This is a genomic window from Sphingomonas sp. AC411 (assembly GCF_979253035.1).
This window is the reverse complement of the sequence record NZ_CEEDAQ010000001.1, coordinates 3739098-3753841: the sequence shown is the minus strand read 5'-3', so window position 1 is coordinate 3753841 and position 14744 is coordinate 3739098. Positions and strand designations below refer to the sequence as shown.

The window sequence follows — 14744 nt, the reverse complement described above, 5'->3', positions numbered from 1 at the left end:
GATGACGACTCCCGCGCTCCGTTACGGCCACCTTGCCAACTGGGCCCCGGCCTTCGCCGGGGTGGGGCTGTGCGGCGGGTGCCTAAGCTAATCTAGGCTAGCGCTCGCCTCCCGAATACGCGATGTCGCCGGTACGGACCGCACGGGAGGGCGCACGCATGACATTACGCGAGAAGATCGGTTGGGGCGCACTGGCCTTACTCGGCGCCTGCGCGCTCGCGGTCGTCGCGTTTGAGCGTGGCGAGCATGTCAACGCGCTGTGGATCGTCACCGCTGCGGTCTCGGTCCAGCTGATCGCGTACCGGTTCTACGCGCGCTACATTGCGCGGCACGTGATGCAGCTCGACCCGAGCCGCCCAACCCCCGCGCTCCGCAGAGCCGACGGCCTCGACTATGTCGCAACCGACCGCAACGTGCTGTTCGGTCACCATTTCGCCGCGATCGCCGGTGCAGGTCCCCTCGTCGGCCCCGTGCTCGCTGCGCAGATGGGCTACCTCCCCGGCACGCTCTGGATCCTCGCGGGCGTCGTGCTCGCGGGCGCGGTGCAGGATTTCATGATCCTGTTCATCTCGATGCGCCGCGACGGGCGGTCGCTCGGCGAACTGATCCGCATGGAAATGGGCGCGGTCCCCGGCGTGATCGCGCTGATCGGCGCGTTCGCGATCATGGTCATCATCCTCGCCGTGCTCGCGCTGATCGTCGTGCGCGCGCTCGCCGGCAGCCCATGGGGCCTCTTCACCGTCGCCGCGACGATCCCGCTGGCGTTCATGATGGGCATCTACACGCGCTGGATCCGCCCCGGAAAGGTCGGCGAAGTCTCCGTTCTCGGCGTCATCGGCCTGCTCGCCGCGATCGTCTATGGCGGCACTGTCGCCGCCTCGCCGACGCTCGCGCCGCTGTTCACGCTGACCCCGGTGCAGCTCTGCGTCCTCATGGTCGGCTACGGCGCGGTCGCGTCCGTCCTGCCGGTGTGGCTGCTGCTCGCCCCCGCGACTACCTCTCGACCTTCCTCAAGATCGGCGCGATCGTCGCGCTCGCGATCGGCATCGCGGTCGTCGCCCCACCGCTGCGGATGCCTGCACTTACCCTGTTCATCGACGGCAGCGGCCCGGTCTGGTCGGGTGGGCTCTTCCCGTTCCTGTTCATCACGATCGCGTGCGGTGCGGTCTCCGGCTTCCACGCGCTGATCGCGAGCGGCACGACGCCCAAACTCATCGCCAGCGAAGGCGACGCGCAGTTCATCGGTTACGGCGCGATGCTGATGGAGAGCTTCGTCGCGATCATGGCGCTGGTCGGCGCGTCGATCCTCGATCCCGGCGTGTATTTTGCGATGAACAGCCCGGCGGCGGTGGTCGGGACCGACTTCGCGTCCGCTGCCACCGCGGTCACCGCGATGGGCTTCCCGATCACGCCTGAACTGCTCGCGCAGACAGCGAAGGATGTAGGCGAAACCACGATCGTCAGCCGCACAGGCGGCGCACCGACGCTGGCGGTGGCGATGGCGGAGATCTTCAGCAACCTGATCGGCGGGCAGGCGATGAAGGCGTTCTGGTATCACTTCGCGATCCTGTTCGAGGCGCTGTTCATCCTCACCGCGGTCGATGCGGGGACGCGTGCCGGGCGGTTCATGTTGCAGGACCTGATCGGGCTCGCGGTACCGTCGTTCCGCAATGCCTCCGCGATCGTGCCGGGCCTGATCGCGACCGCGTTGTGCGTGATGGCCTGGGGTTCTTCCTGTACCAGGGCGTCACCGATCCGCTAGGCGGCGTGAATACGCTGTGGCCGCTGTTCGGGATCTCGAACCAGATGCTCGCCGCGGTCGCGCTCGTGCTGGCCACGGTCGTACTGTTCCGCATGAAGCGTCAGCGTTACGCGTGGGTGACGATCTCTGCCCGCCGCGTGGCTGTGCCTGTGCACGATCACCGCCGGGCTGATGAAGCTGTTCGCGAGCGATCCGAAGGTCGGCTTCCTCGCGCACGCCTCGAAGTTTGCAGAGGCAGCGGCGCGGGGTGAGTTGCTCGCGCCCGCCAAGACGATGGCGGAGATGCAGCGGATCGTGCTCAACGACCGGATCGACGCCGGGCTGTGCGCTCTGTTCCTCGCCGTGGTGCTGTCGATCGTGTTCTTCGGCATCCGCACGTGTCTCGCCGCGCTGAAGATCGACCGGCCGACGGTCACCGAAGTCCCGCCGCAACTGGTGGCCGCGGAATGATCCGCGCGCTCTATGCGAAGGCGCGCGAGACCGCGCTGCTGATGGTCGGCGTGCCGTCCTACGCCGCCTATCGCCAGCACATGGCGGAGCGCCATCCGGACCGCGCGCCGATGGACGAACGCGCGTTCTTCCGCGATCGGCAGGAGGCTCGGTACGGCAGCAAGGGCGGCGGGCGCTGCTGTTGACGGAGGGGCTTTCGACCGTCGCGCGCCTCCGGGCGGCGACAGCGAGCGATCACGACGCGGTCGATGCCGGGTTCGGGCGCTATGATCTGAACGATGCGGACGATTACCGCGCGTTCCTGCTCGCGCATGCCAGGGCGTTGCCGGCCGTGGAGGCTTGGCTGGACGGCATTCCGGGTCTTGCCGCGGTCCGATCTCGGAGTGAGGCGCTTGCCGCCGATCTCGCCGCGCTGGGCGAGGAGATGCCGACGCCGATGGCCTTCGACCTGGCGCCGAGCGAAGCGGCCGGCTGGGGTGCGATGTACGTGGTCGAGGGCTCGCGGCTCGGCGGCATCATGTTGTCGCGATCGGTACCCGATGACATGCCGTCGGCGTATCTCGGCGCGAAACATCTGTCGGGCGAATGGCGCGCGTTGCTGGCCGCGATCGACCGGCAGCCTGCCGACGAGGCCTGGGTCGCGGACGCGGTCGCCGGCGCCAAGGCTGCGTTTGCGCTGTATCGGCGCGCGCCAGAGGCCTGATCCGCTCCCGGCGCCTCGTCTGTGTCCGCTAGTCGGGGTCAGCGCAGGAGTTTCGGCGCCTCCTTGCGGATCATGTCCTGGATCTTGCTTGCGAACAGTCCGAGGATGCCGGGCAGGTCGACGACCGCATGGACGTTGGTCTCGAACACCGTGACCGCGCTGGCGATCGTCTGGCCCATCGCCTGGATGGTGAAGTGCAGCGTGTCGCCGTCCCAGCGATGATCGGTCACCGAGCCGCCGGGGATGCTAGCGCTGATCTTGTCGATCCCGCCGTCGAGCCGCGCGCGGACTGCCGCCTTGCCGAGCTGATGGGGAACGTCGACGGTGATGGGGTTGGCCATGAATAGTCCTTAAGTCGCGAAAAGCATGTCGTCGTTGGCGAACGCCTTGAACTCGAGAGCGTTGCCGCTGGGATCGCAAAAGAACATCGTCGCCTGCTCGCCGGGCTCGCCCTTGAAGCGGATGTATGGCGCGATCCCGAACTTTACGCCCGCGGCGGTGACGCGTTCCGACAGCGTGGTCCAGTCGTCCATCGTCAGGACGACGCCGAAATGCGGCACGGGGACGGCGTGGCCATCGACCGCATTCGCGACCGCGACGGGTTTGGCCGAGGGGTCGAGATGCGCGACGATCTGGTGGCCGAACAGGTCGAAATCGATCCAATGGTCGCTGGAGCGGCCTTCGCGACAGCCTAGCGTGGCGCCGTAGAAGGTGCGGGCTGCGGTCAGGTCGTGGACGGGGAAGGCGAGGTGGAAGGGGCGTAGGGTCATTTGGTGAGAATAGGTCGTGGTCCGGAGTTCGTCGACCCGGGGTTTTCGGTGGGGATTTCCTCCACCGTTAAGTCAGTGGGCTCTCTTGTTCTCCCGCGAAGGCGGAGTCCAGCCTGGGCTCCCGCCTTCGCGGGAGAACAAGGTTTGGCGTCGGTGCCCTTCCCCCATGCACCACCCATCGTGCTCTAGCCGATCGGACGCTTTCCCATCCCCGGCACCTCCCCGGCGGAGGCCGGGGTCCAGTTGGGGGACGTTGCTAACGGCGGACAGCGCTTCGTTACTACCACCTTTCCAACTGGGCCCCGGCCTCCGCCGGGGTGGTGCCTCATGGGGAAGCCACAATGAATGCAGCCGACGGGCTCGATCATCCCAAGGCTAAGACATTGCCCCACCCCGTCCGCCACGCCATAGCGCCAGCGTGACTCGCTACCCCGCCCTCGCCTGCCTCATCCTCGGCGCGCTCGCCGCCACCGGCTTTGCCCCGCTTGACCTCTGGCCACTCACCCTCGTCGCGTTCGCGGTGTGGATGAAGCTCGTCCACGATGCGCCGACCCTTCGCGGCGTGCTATGGCGCGGGTGGGTGTTCGGGCTTGGGCATTTCACCGTGAACAACAACTGGTTCCAGCACGCGTTCGACTTCCAAGACGCGATGCCGCCGGTGCTGGGGTATTTCGCCGCGGTCGGCCTCGCGCTGTATCTGGCGCTGTTCCCAATGCTCGCAGGCGCGCTCGCCTGGCGGATCGCACGGCGGACCGACCGACCCGACGCGACGTTCGTACTGGTCTTCGGCGCGGCGTGGATCGCGACGGAGTGGCTGCGGGCGACTCTGTTCACGGGATACGCCTGGGACCCGCTGAGCGTCGTCTGGCTGCCCGCGATCGGCGTCGCGCGGCTGTCGGCTTGGGTCGGGACGTATGCACTGTCGGGGGTGACGATCATCGCCGCGGGCGCGCTGCTGATGCTCGCCGTCCGCCGCTGGACGCTGCCGGCGATCGCCATTCCCACGCTGAGCCTCGCGGCACTGTCCGCGCTCTGGACGAACGCGCCGCCCCCGCCCCCGGCACGCCTTTGGTCCGCGTGGTCCAGCCCGATATCGGCCAGGAAGATCGCAGCGAAACCGACGGCGAGCGCGTGCTTTCTGCGCTGGAGAAGCTGTCTGGCCAGGGCGGCGCCACGCCCCGCCTGGTCGTCTGGCCCGAGGGCGTCGTTCGCGACTACGTCGAGGATGGCTATCCGTTCTACGCCTATGGCTGGTCGAGCCCGCTCTACCTCCGCCGCCGGATGGCGCGGCTGCTGGGCCCCGAGGACATCCTGCTGATCGGCGGCACCGCGCTCGAGTTCGACGCCAAGGACCGGATTTCCGGCGCGGCCAATTCGGTGTTCGCGCTCGACGCACAAGCGCGTTTGCGCGGGCGGTACGACAAGGCGCACCTTGTGCCCTATGGGGAATACCTGCCGATGCCGTGGCTGCTGAAGCCGCTCGGGCTCGCGCGCCTCGTGCCCGGGGACATCGACTTCACCTCGGGCAAGGGCCCGCGAACCTGACGCTGCCCGGCTTCGGTTCGATCGGCATGCAGATCTGTTACGAGATCATATTCTCGGGCGAGGTCGTCGACCGCGCGCACCGCCCCCGCATTCTGTTCAATCCTTCGAACGACGCGTGGTTCGGCAATGGGGCCCGCCGCAGCATCTCGCCCAAGCCCGGATGCGTGCGATCGAAGAAGGGCTGCCGATCCTCCGCGCCACCCCGACCGGTATCTCCGCGATCATCGCCGCCGACGGCCGCCTCGTCGCGACCGTACCGCACGAAACCGCCGGCGCGATCGAACAGCCGATGCCGTCCGCGCTGCCCTCCACGCTATTCTCGCGCGTCGGCAATGCGATGGCGGCGATCATGGCCGCATTGATGCTCGTTACCGCAGTTGCCCTGCGCCGTCGCCAACGCTAGAAGGACATATAAAGCTTTCCTTATATGTCGCTCCCCGGACTTTCCTGGGCGAGCCTTTGCGAAGAGGTTTCATGCGCAAGTCCTTTCTCTTCACCTCCGAATCGGTCTCGGAAGGCCATCCCGACAAGGTCGCCGACCAGATCAGCGACACGATCGTCGACCTGTTCCTCGCCAAGGACCCGCAGGCACGCATCGCCTGCGAGACGCTGACGACCACACAGCTCGTCGTCCTCGCCGGTGAAATCCGCGGCAAGGGCATCTACGAGAACGACCAGTGGGCCGACGGCGTCCTGGAAGAGATCGAGGCGGCCGTCCGAAACACCGTCAAGGAAATCGGCTACGCGCAGACCGGCTTCCACTGGGAGACGTTCCGCTTCGAGAACAACCTCCACGGCCAGTCCGCGCACATCGCGATGGGCGTCGACGAGAGCGGCAACAAGGACGAGGGCGCCGGCGACCAGGGCATCATGTTCGGCTACGCGACCGACGAGACCCCGGCCTGATGCCCGCGACGCTGTATTACAGCCACAAGATCCTCGCCAAGATGGCCGAAGACCGTCATTCGGGCGCCGCGCCGTTCCTCGAGCCCGACGCCAAGAGCCAGGTCACGCTGTCGTACGAGAACGAAGTGCCGGTCGGCGCGACCGCGCTGGTCGTCTCGACGCAGCATGCACCGGGCTATTGCGAGAAGGGCGACAACGCCGATCCCGCCAAGTACGCGGTGCTGCGCGACTATGTCATGGGCGTGTTCAAGGACGTGCTGCCCGACGGTTTCATCACCGACGAGACCGCGATCTACATCAACCCGACCGGCCAGTTCGAGATCGGTGGCCCCGACGGCGACGCCGGCGTGACGGGTCGTAAGATCATCGTCGACACCTACGGCGGCGCCGCTCCGCATGGCGGCGGCGCGTTCTCGGGCAAGGATCCGACGAAGGTCGATCGTTCGGCTGCGTATGTCGCACGCTATCTCGCGAAGAACGTGGTTGCTGCCGGCCTCGCGCGTCGCTGCACGATCCAGCTCAGCTATGCGATCGGTATCGCCGAGCCGCTGTCGGTGTATGTCGACACGCATGGTACGGGCACCGTCCAGGAAGCCAAGCTTGAGGCAGTGCTGCCGAAGCTCGTTCGCCTGACGCCGAAGGGCATCCGCGAGCATCTGAAGCTCAACGCGCCGATCTACAAGAAGACTGCTGCGTACGGGCATTTCGGTCGCGAGCCGCAGGGTGACACGTTCACCTGGGAAAAGACCGATCTGGTCGACGCGCTGAAGGCCGCCGTCGCCTGATAGCGACGGGTTTGAGGTTGTGAAAAAGCCTCCCGCGGACCGATCCGCGGGAGGCTTTTTTGTTGAGCTGAGCTTCCAGTCCTTCTCCCCGTCGGGGAGAGGGAGGGAGGAGCCTCTTGGCGACGGAAGGGTGAGGGGCTTTTGAGAGAGGGCCCGAGCCCCACTCCCCTCACCCTCCCACCCGGCTTTGCCGTGCGGGCCCCTCCCTCTCCCCAAGGGGAGAGGGTTATCGAGGACGAGGCTCGTATCGAAAGCGTGGATCCATCCCTCCGACTGCCCGTCGATACGCCGCTTCGACACGCTCAGCAGCTACTCAGGACGAACGGGGGATGGACGGGCGAGTGGGCGCGCCCGAAGCTCAGCGCCCGTCCTCCGGCTGAGCATGCCGTTGCTCGGTCAGGATCTGCCACGCGGTCAGGAACAGCGCTGCGACCAGCGGGCCGACGACGATGCCGCTCAGACCGACAAGCTCGATCCCGCCGAGCGTCGTCACCAGCACGACGTAATCCGGGATCCCGTGTCGCGGCCGACCAGGATCGGACGCAGGATGTTGTCGGCTAGGCCGATCACCACCACGCCCGAGACGATCACCACCACGCCCTGCCAGATTGCACCCGTCGCGAGCAGGTACACCGCGACCGGCACCCACACGATCGCGGGGCCCAGCGCGGGCAGCAGCGACGTCAGCGCCATCAGCAGGCCCCATAGCAGCGCCGCCGGTACGCCGACGAGCCAGAACGTCAGGCCGCCGAGCGCACCCTGGACAAGCCCGACGATCACCGATCCCTTAATCGTCGCACGCACCACCGCGACGAACTTGTCGACGAGTTTCTCCGCCACCGAATGCTCGAACGGTAGCGACCGGCGGATCGCCGGCCCGACCTTGTCGCCATCGCGGAGCAGGAAGAAGGTCACGTACAGCCCGACGCCGAACGACAGCAGGAACGCGGCGGCATTGCGGCCGATCGAGAGAGCCTGCCCGGCAATCGAACGGACGCTGTTGCCGAGGATGGTCGACACGCGCGACTGCGCCTGTTCGAAGCTGTTCAGCCCGGCCTTGTCGAGCGCGCCCTGGATCCGGTTCGGCAGCGCGTCGTGGATCTGCTGGAAATACGCGCCGAAGTTGATCTGCCCGCTTTGCAGCTTGGCATAGACCGAGGCGGACTGGTCGATCACCAGGCTGCCGATGAACAAGGTCGGCACGATCACCGCGACGAAAATGATCAGCAGCGTCAGCGCCGCGGCGAGATTGCGGCGTTCCGGCCAGCGCTTGAGCAGCCAGTGATACAGCGACTGGAACAGGATCGCCGCCAGCGCGCTCCACAGCAGCGCCGCCGCGAACGACGACACGACCACGCACAGAGCGATCGTAATCGCCACCAGGAAGGTGATGAAGCCCCCGTTTCCAGTCGACGCCTGTCGATCATTGCCGTGTCCCTCTTGTAAAGACCGGTCGAGCCGGGCCGTTCGAATCCAACCATTCAAAACGTCAAAACCGCCCCCCGGTGTGTACCGAAGGGCGGCCCTGACGCTAGCGCGAGTTCGCGCCTAGACGATCAGCGGAGCTTTTCGCTGCCGTTGACCAGCGCGTCCTTCTGCGCCTGCGGCATCGCCTGCGCGTTCACATCGGCATCGTCGATCGCGTCCGACTGGCGCTCGGCGTTGTCGCGAACGGCTTCGGCGCGATCTTCGAGATTGTCCGCGGCTGCCTCGAGTGCATCGGCGCGGTTCTCGCCGGCGGCCTCGACCTGGCTGCCGAGCTTGTCGTCGCCCTTGCCGCCGCATGCTGCGAGCGGAAGTGCGATGGCGGCGATCAGCGTGGCGATGGCGAGTTTCTTCATGATACGGACTTCCCTGTTATGACGAGGTCGCAAACCGTCACGGGCTCGTAACGGTTCCATGAGCAGCCGCGTCGATCGAAAAAATCCGGGTTAATCAGGCGGTAGCGGGAGCGTCGAGCAGCGGCAGTTTCTCCACCGCAGCGTTTTCGATGACCGGCGCGACCCGGTCGAACACCGCGCTGACCAATGCCTCCGCGATCCAGCCGACCGCAGCACCGACGACGAGATCGGAGAGGTAATGCTTGCCGTTGAGCGGTTGCGCCGCCGCGACTACGCCGGTGACCAGCGCGGCCGGTGCGCCTGCCCCGTCGATATCGCGCGATGCCGCCCGCGCGACCGCGACCGCACCGGCGGTGTGGCCGGACGGAAACGAGGTCTGCTCGTGGTCGTCGCTGTCGCCGGCCTCGAACCGCGACTTGCCGTCCTCGATCGCCTTTTCGGGGCGCGTGCGGTCGATCGAACTCTTGATCGCCGATTTGACGAAGGTGGCCGCTGCGTGCGCCGCGAACATCCGCACGCCGCCGCGGATCATGTCGGGCCGACGCGCGACCAGCCCGATCACGACCGTCCCGAGCGAGGTCGCGACGAGCTGGGGCTGGTCGCCGATCTCGGCGAGGAAGCCGGTCGCCTTGACGATCGGCTTGTGGCGGTGCGCGGCCGCCTTGTGCGTCATGGCGCGATCCGCCTTCTCGACGGACTTCGCCGCCTGTTCGATATCGCCCATCAACGTGTCTCCCGGCCCGGTTTGTGGCTGCTCATCTCGCCGCGCACCTGTGCATGCGCCAACAGCGCGAACAACCCCGCACCGCCCAGCAAGTTGCCGAGGATCGCCGGCAGCATCAGGCCTCCCAGCGCTTCGCCGACGCCGACCTTACCCGCAAACAGCAGCAGCCACGCCTCCACCGATCCGACGATCGAGTGGCTGAACGCGCCGATCGCGACGACATAGGTGACCGCGAAGATCACGAGGAACGACTGTTCGCGCGCGTTCGGCAGCGACCAGGCGAGGATCGCGATCATGAACCCGGCCGGGATCGCGTTGACGAACGTCGCGCCCGGCGAGAGTTCGGTGATCCCCATCGACACCTCGATCATCGCGGTACGAAGCTCGCCGCCGCCGAGCAGGCCCGCCGCGATCATGCCGCCGGCCAGCGCCGTTCCGATGAGATTGGCGCCCAGCACGACGCCCCAGAGTCGCAAGGTCCGCCGCAATGCCCAGCCTGAAGGCTTGGTCACCAGCGGCAACATCGCGGTGATCGTGCTCTCGGTGAACAGCTGCATCCGGCCGAGGACCACGACCAGAAACCCGATCGGGTAGCCGAGCGACACGACGATCGATCGCCACGGCGTATCGGGGATCGCCGCGTGGAGCGCACCCTCGGCGATCAGCGAACTGGCGATCGCCATGCCGGCCGCGAGCCCGGAGAAGAACAGCGACGAGATCGGTCGGTCGAGTTCGTCCTCGCCCTCCTCGCGCACGGCTTGATGGAGGTCCTTGGCATCGGCGGCCTTGAGCGCGTCGATGTCGTCCTCTTTGGATCCGGTGGGATCGGGCGATGCGGAGGGGTTTGGTTCGGCCATTACGGATATGCAACGGCTGTCGGGGGACTTTGCTCCGGCGCCCCACACCGCTAGGGCACGCGGCGATGAACGATCCTTCTGTTATCCGCCGCCTTTACGGCCGTCGCCAGGGCCACAAGCTGCGCCTCGGCCAAGCCGCGCTCGTCGAGGAAACGCTCGCCGACCTCTCCGTGCCGGAAGAGGGCCCGATCGACGCGGTGACGCTGTTCGGCGAAGACCGACCGCTCCACGTCGAGATCGGCTTCGGCGCGGGCGAACATCTGGCGGGACAGGCCGCAATGAACCCCGTCGTAGGCTTCATCGGCTGCGAGCCATTCCTCAACGGCGTGGTCGGCGCGCTCGCGCATATCCGTGACGGCGAACTGACCAACGTGCGGCTGCACATGGGCGATGCGCTGGAGGTGATCGAGCGCCTGCCCGACGCGAGCCTCGACCGGCTGTACCTGCTGCACCCCGATCCGTGGCGGAAGGCGCGCCACGCCAAGCGCCGCATGGTCAATCACGGCCCGCTCGACACGATCGCCGCCAAGCTGAAACCCGGCGCGGAATTCCGGCTCGGCACCGACGACCCGACCTATTGCCGCTGGTCGATGATGATCATGAACGCGCGCCGCGACTTCGAATGGCAGGCAAAGACCCCGCACGACTTCCTGACCCGCCCCGCCGACTGGCCCGAGACGCGGTACGAGCGCAAGGCACGGCGGCAGGGCCACGAGGTCTGGTACTACCGCTATCTGCGGGTCTGATCGGAAGGCGACACTCTCGATTGCGGTCGAGAGCGTCGCGATACGTCGTTATTCGGGGTTTGCTGCGGCGTTCACCTTGGCGAGCAACGTCTCGACCTGCTGGTCGCGCTCGGCGAAGCGTAGCGGGCGAACGCGCTGGACCAGGATCTCGGCGGGGTCGGTCGTGCATCGAACAGCGCGAGAACCTCGTCCGCGAACTCCTCGAGCGGCTGATAGCCGGGGCGCGTCGCCTGCCCTGGCGTCAGCTCGGTCTGCACGCCCGGCGGTGCCAGTTCGATGACCTCCACCTTGCCCTTCAACACCTCCCGCAACGAGACGGTGTAGGAATGCACCGCCGCCTTGGTGGCGGAATAGGTGGGCGCGACGACCAACGGTACGAAGCTCAGCCCCGACGTGACGTTGACGATCACGGAATCCGGACGCGCCACGAGATGATCGACCATCGCGTCGATCAGCCGGATCGGCCCCAGCACGTTGGTTGTGATCATCGCCTCCGCATCCGCGAGATCGCGCGCGGTATCGACCGTTTCGCGCCGCATGATCCCGGCGTTGTTGATCAGGACGTTCAGCGCGGGAAACCGCTCGATGACGGTCTTGGCGAAGGCCGTGATCGCGGCGGGGTCCTCGACGTCGAGCGTCACCGCATGCATGTCGGCGCGCCCTTCGATCGCCTTGTCGAGCGCGTCCTGCCGCCGTCCGGCGATGATGACGGTGTTGCCGAGATCGTGGAACCGGTGCGCGAGGGCCTCGCCGATGCCCGAGCCGCCGCCGGTGATGAGAATGGTGTTGCCGGTCCGCTTCATGATCGCTCGCTCCTGTATCCGTCGCAGCCCATGTAGGCGGCCGCAGACCTATGGAAAGGCGCGCGGCGAAAGATCGGTCCGTCATCCCGGCAGCAGGCGTCCGGGCCGGCAGCAGGCGACCGGGCATCGCGATCGAGACGAATGATGATTACCCCGTCCACCGATCCGTCTTAAGGAACGCCGTCTGCGGGCGAGCCCTGCCCCCATCCTGAGGAAATGCCATGTTGTCGGGATTTGGCCTGCGTACGTTCTGGGCGATCGTCGTCGTCATCGTCGCGGCGGTGGCGGTGTTCGTTATCACGCGCGACGTGCAGGGGGCGATCGTGGCGCTGGTCGGCGGGATCGCGGCGGCGCTGGTCGCGGCAGGCACCGGCGACGAGGCCCCTGCCCCCACCGATACGAGCACGGCGACATCCTCCGTGCTCGACGACGTCCTCGATGCGATCGTCGCGCCGGTGCTGCTGGTGCAGGACGGCCGGGTGACTCTGGCGAACACGGCGGCGCGGACGTTGCTCGGCGCGCATATCCTTGGCGAGGATGCGCGGGTCGCGATCCGCCATCCCGCCGCTGCCGAGCGGCTCGGCACGCCGGGCCCGATCGATGGCGAGCGGCCGATCGAGCTGGTCGGGCTCGGCACCCGCGACCAGCGCTGGGAGATGCGGCTGGGCGAAGCGTCGGACGGCCAGCGAATCGTCCACCTGATCGACCAGACCGGCAATTACGCGGCCGAGCGGATGCGGATCGATTTCGTCGCCAACGCCAGCCACGAACTGCGCACGCCGCTCGCGTCGATCCTCGGCTTCATCGAGACGCTGCGCGACGAGGCGGGCGAGGATGCCGAGGTTCGCGCGCGCTTCCTCAAGGTGATGGACGACGAGGCGCGGCGGATGCAGCGACTGGTCGAGGACCTGATCTCGTTGTCGCGGATCGAGGCGGAGAAGTTCCGCCTGCCCGACCAGGCGGTCGATCTCGCGCAACTCGTCGAGGACACGCGGGAGGAGCTGGCGGAGGCGGCGGGCGATCGCGGCCGCGATCTGGTCGCGACGATCGATCCGGATCTCGCCTCGGTCTCGGGCGACCGCGTCCAGCTGTCGCAGATGCTCCACAATCTGATCGGCAACGCGATGAAATATGGCCGCGCGGGCACGCCGGTGACGATCGAATTGAAGCGCGACGACGCCGGCATGATCCGGCTCTCGATCCGCGACGAAGGCGACGGGATCGCCGCGGTGCATATTCCGCGGCTGACCGAGCGCTTCTATCGGGCCGATGCCGGGCGTAGCCGCTCGCTGGGCGGAACGGGTCTGGGGCTCGCCATCGTCAAGCATATCGTCGAGCGCCACCGCGGCCGGCTCGATATCGCCAGCCAGGTCGGCGTCGGGACGACCGTCTCGGTGATTCTGCCGCCGGGAACCAAGGTCTCGAAAAGCGCTGTCATAAAGGGTAACCCAACTGTCACACAGGATCGTCTTAAGTACCGCTAAGGCCGGTGCATGACGGGAATTCTGGTGCAGCGGTTCGTTCTTCTTGGAGTGTTGGGAGCGGCGACGGGCGCTCTGGCCGCGTGCGTCGACCAGGCGAACGGCGGCGGCGCGGGCTCGCGCGATCAGATCACCGCGGTCGGATCGTCGACGGTCTATCCGTTCACGACGATGATCGCCGAGCAGCTTGTGGCGAACGATCCCGATGCGAAGGCGCCGGTGATCGAATCGACCGGCACGGGCGCGGGCATGAAGCTGTTCTGCGCAGGCGTCGGGGCGGCGCACCCCGATATCGAGGACGCGTCGCGGCGGATGAAGGCGAGCGAATATAAGAGCTGTGCCGAGAACGGCGTGCGCGACGTGATGGAAATCCAGGTCGGAATCGACGGCATCGCCTTTGCCGAGGCGAAGAACGGCCCCAAGATGCAGCTGACGCCGACCGATCTCTACAAGGCGCTCGCCGCCAATCCGGGCGGCAAGACGAACACCGCGCGGGTCTGGCGCGACGTCAATCCCGCGCTGCCCGCGGTGCCGATCCAGGTTTACGGCCCGCCGGCAACGAGCGGTACGCGCGATGCGCTGGCCGAGCTGATCCTGACCAAGGGGTGCGAGGACAGCGACCCGACCGCCAAGCCGCTCGCCAAGTCCGATCCGGATGCGCACAAGGCGCTCTGCACGCGGGTGCGCGAGGACGGCGTGTATGTCGATGCGGGCGAGAACGACAATCTGATCGTCCAGAAGTTGCAGTCGAACCCCAATGCGATCGGCGTGTTCGGCTACAGCTATCTCGAAGAGAACAAGGACGACGTGAACGGGGTCTCGATCTCGGGTGTCGCGCCGACCTACGCGTCGATCGCGGACAACCGATATCCGGGATCCCGGCCGCTATATATCTATGTGAAGAAGGCGCATCTGACGGCGATTCCGGGGCTGCGGAATTTGCTGAAGCTGTATGCGGCCAACTGGGGGCGACGGGGCCGTTGGTGAAGCGGGGGTTGATCGCGGCGCCGGCGGAAATTCAGGCACGGTCGGCGGCGATTATTGCGAATGAGACGGTGCTCGATCCGGCGGTGTTGTCGTGATGAACTTCTCACCCAACCGCGCTCCCGTCCTAGTTCCCCCGCGAACGTGGGGGCCCAGGAGCCAAGCTCGATACCGGAACTTAGCTGGGCCCCGCGTCCGCGGAGGAACGGAACTTTGGCGTCGATATCACCCAATAGGACCACCACCCCGGCGAAGGCCGGGGCCCAGTTGGGCACCGTCGCGTTGGTTGATGCTGCGCCCCGTTACCTCGACCTTTCCAACTGGGCCCCGGCCTCCGCCGGGGTGGTAGCTGGTGGGATAACGCGCGCGCGCGCGACCAAACGCCAC

At 67.0% G+C, this 14744-nt stretch carries 13 protein-coding genes and 5 pseudogenes; 10 read left to right on the top strand and 8 right to left on the bottom strand.

What is annotated here, in order from left to right; genetic code table 11:
• The first annotated feature begins 158 nt into the window (after positions 1-158).
• From AC0IX7_RS19340 to AC0IX7_RS19330, 3 genes and pseudogenes are all read left to right on the top strand, one after another.
• Positions 159-2212, top strand: a pseudogene (locus AC0IX7_RS19340) (carbon starvation CstA family protein).
• Positions 2209-2397: a YbdD/YjiX family protein gene (locus tag AC0IX7_RS19335; RefSeq protein ID WP_471813465.1), complete on the top strand. Its 189-nt coding sequence runs from the start codon at positions 2209-2211 to the stop codon at positions 2395-2397. The pseudogene AC0IX7_RS19340 and the gene AC0IX7_RS19335 overlap by 4 nt, the downstream one beginning before the upstream one ends.
• Positions 2394-2915: a biliverdin-producing heme oxygenase gene (locus AC0IX7_RS19330; RefSeq protein ID WP_471813464.1), complete on the top strand. Its 522-nt coding sequence runs from the start codon at positions 2394-2396 to the stop codon at positions 2913-2915. The genes AC0IX7_RS19335 and AC0IX7_RS19330 overlap by 4 nt, the downstream gene beginning before the upstream one ends.
• A 38-nt stretch (positions 2916-2953) precedes the next feature.
• Here the strand turns inward: AC0IX7_RS19330 and AC0IX7_RS19325 are convergent, their stop codons facing one another.
• Positions 2954-3256 carry a polyhydroxyalkanoic acid system family protein gene (locus AC0IX7_RS19325; RefSeq protein ID WP_056411856.1) on the bottom strand — a complete coding sequence of 101 codons (303 nt, stop codon included), beginning with the start codon at positions 3254-3256 and terminating at the stop codon, positions 2954-2956.
• Positions 3257-3265: 9 nt separating this feature from the next.
• Complete coding sequence (locus tag AC0IX7_RS19320) at positions 3266-3685, bottom strand: VOC family protein (RefSeq protein WP_471813462.1); 420 nt, start codon at positions 3683-3685, stop codon at positions 3266-3268.
• Positions 3686-4103: 418 nt separating this feature from the next.
• On the opposite strand from AC0IX7_RS19320, the pseudogene AC0IX7_RS19315 reads away from it, so the two are divergent.
• The 4 genes and pseudogenes from AC0IX7_RS19315 to metK all read left to right on the top strand — a co-directional run.
• Positions 4104-4622: pseudogene (locus AC0IX7_RS19315) on the top strand (apolipoprotein N-acyltransferase); the annotation flags it as partial.
• Between the two features lie 140 nt (positions 4623-4762).
• Positions 4763-5230 carry a nitrilase-related carbon-nitrogen hydrolase gene (locus tag AC0IX7_RS19310; RefSeq protein WP_471813461.1) on the top strand — a complete coding sequence of 156 codons (468 nt, stop codon included), beginning with the start codon at positions 4763-4765 and terminating at the stop codon, positions 5228-5230.
• A gap of 115 nt (positions 5231-5345) precedes the next feature.
• Positions 5346-5633: a nitrilase-related carbon-nitrogen hydrolase gene (locus tag AC0IX7_RS19305; protein ID WP_471813460.1), complete on the top strand. Its 288-nt coding sequence runs from the start codon at positions 5346-5348 to the stop codon at positions 5631-5633.
• A 71-nt stretch (positions 5634-5704) separates the two neighbouring features.
• Positions 5705-6921, top strand: a pseudogene (metK, locus tag AC0IX7_RS19300) (methionine adenosyltransferase).
• Positions 6922-7279: 358 nt separating this feature from the next.
• Here the strand turns inward: metK and AC0IX7_RS19295 are convergent.
• From AC0IX7_RS19295 to AC0IX7_RS19275, 5 genes are all read right to left on the bottom strand, one after another.
• Positions 7280-7420, bottom strand: a complete 141-nt coding sequence (locus AC0IX7_RS19295) for a hypothetical protein (RefSeq protein ID WP_471813458.1) — start codon at positions 7418-7420, stop codon at positions 7280-7282.
• Positions 7411-8301 carry an AI-2E family transporter gene (locus tag AC0IX7_RS19290; protein ID WP_471813457.1) on the bottom strand — a complete coding sequence of 297 codons (891 nt, stop codon included), beginning with the start codon at positions 8299-8301 and terminating at the stop codon, positions 7411-7413. Before AC0IX7_RS19290 ends, AC0IX7_RS19295 begins: the two co-directional genes overlap by 10 nt.
• Positions 8302-8477: 176 nt before the next feature.
• Positions 8478-8762 carry a hypothetical protein gene (locus AC0IX7_RS19285; protein WP_254686466.1) on the bottom strand — a complete coding sequence of 95 codons (285 nt, stop codon included), beginning with the start codon at positions 8760-8762 and terminating at the stop codon, positions 8478-8480.
• Positions 8763-8856: 94 nt separating this feature from the next.
• A complete protein-coding gene (locus AC0IX7_RS19280; RefSeq protein WP_471813455.1) occupies positions 8857-9486 on the bottom strand; it encodes a phosphatase PAP2 family protein in 630 nt (209 codons plus the stop codon).
• Positions 9486-10343: a formate/nitrite transporter family protein gene (locus AC0IX7_RS19275; RefSeq protein WP_471813454.1), complete on the bottom strand. Its 858-nt coding sequence runs from the start codon at positions 10341-10343 to the stop codon at positions 9486-9488. The genes AC0IX7_RS19280 and AC0IX7_RS19275 overlap by 1 nt, the downstream gene beginning before the upstream one ends.
• Positions 10344-10408: 65 nt before the next feature.
• Between AC0IX7_RS19275 and trmB the strand changes: the two genes are divergently transcribed.
• Positions 10409-11089 (top strand): tRNA (guanine(46)-N(7))-methyltransferase TrmB, encoded by a 681-nt coding sequence (gene trmB / locus AC0IX7_RS19270; RefSeq protein WP_471813453.1) that lies wholly within the window; start codon positions 10409-10411, stop codon positions 11087-11089.
• A gap of 48 nt (positions 11090-11137) precedes the next feature.
• On the opposite strand, the pseudogene AC0IX7_RS19265 reads toward trmB, so the two are convergent.
• Positions 11138-11892 (bottom strand): annotated as a pseudogene (locus AC0IX7_RS19265) (SDR family oxidoreductase).
• A 221-nt stretch (positions 11893-12113) separates the two neighbouring features.
• On the opposite strand from AC0IX7_RS19265, the gene AC0IX7_RS19260 reads away from it, so the two are divergent.
• Positions 12114-13376: an ATP-binding protein gene (locus AC0IX7_RS19260; RefSeq protein WP_471813451.1), complete on the top strand. Its 1263-nt coding sequence runs from the start codon at positions 12114-12116 to the stop codon at positions 13374-13376.
• A 9-nt stretch (positions 13377-13385) separates the two neighbouring features.
• A pseudogene (locus tag AC0IX7_RS19255) lies at positions 13386-14455 on the top strand (substrate-binding domain-containing protein).
• The last annotated feature ends 289 nt before the right edge of the window (positions 14456-14744 follow it).

Excerpts from the sequence above, each read along its gene's own strand:
- trmB (WP_471813453.1), top strand. The coding sequence starts at position 10,409 with ATGAACGATCCTTCTGTTATCCGCCGCCTTTACGGCCGTCGCCAGGGC.
- AC0IX7_RS19280 (WP_471813455.1), bottom strand. The coding sequence starts at position 9,486 with ATGGGCGATATCGAACAGGCGGCGAAGTCCGTCGAGAAGGCGGATCGC.
- AC0IX7_RS19285 (WP_254686466.1), bottom strand. The coding sequence starts at position 8,762 with ATGAAGAAACTCGCCATCGCCACGCTGATCGCCGCCATCGCACTTCCG.
- AC0IX7_RS19325 (WP_056411856.1), bottom strand. The coding sequence starts at position 3,256 with ATGGCCAACCCCATCACCGTCGACGTTCCCCATCAGCTCGGCAAGGCG.
- AC0IX7_RS19320 (WP_471813462.1), bottom strand. The coding sequence starts at position 3,685 with ATGACCCTACGCCCCTTCCACCTCGCCTTCCCCGTCCACGACCTGACC.
- AC0IX7_RS19275 (WP_471813454.1), bottom strand. The coding sequence starts at position 10,343 with ATGGCCGAACCAAACCCCTCCGCATCGCCCGATCCCACCGGATCCAAA.
- AC0IX7_RS19335 (WP_471813465.1), top strand. The coding sequence starts at position 2,209 with ATGATCCGCGCGCTCTATGCGAAGGCGCGCGAGACCGCGCTGCTGATG.
- AC0IX7_RS19260 (WP_471813451.1), top strand. The coding sequence starts at position 12,114 with ATGTTGTCGGGATTTGGCCTGCGTACGTTCTGGGCGATCGTCGTCGTC.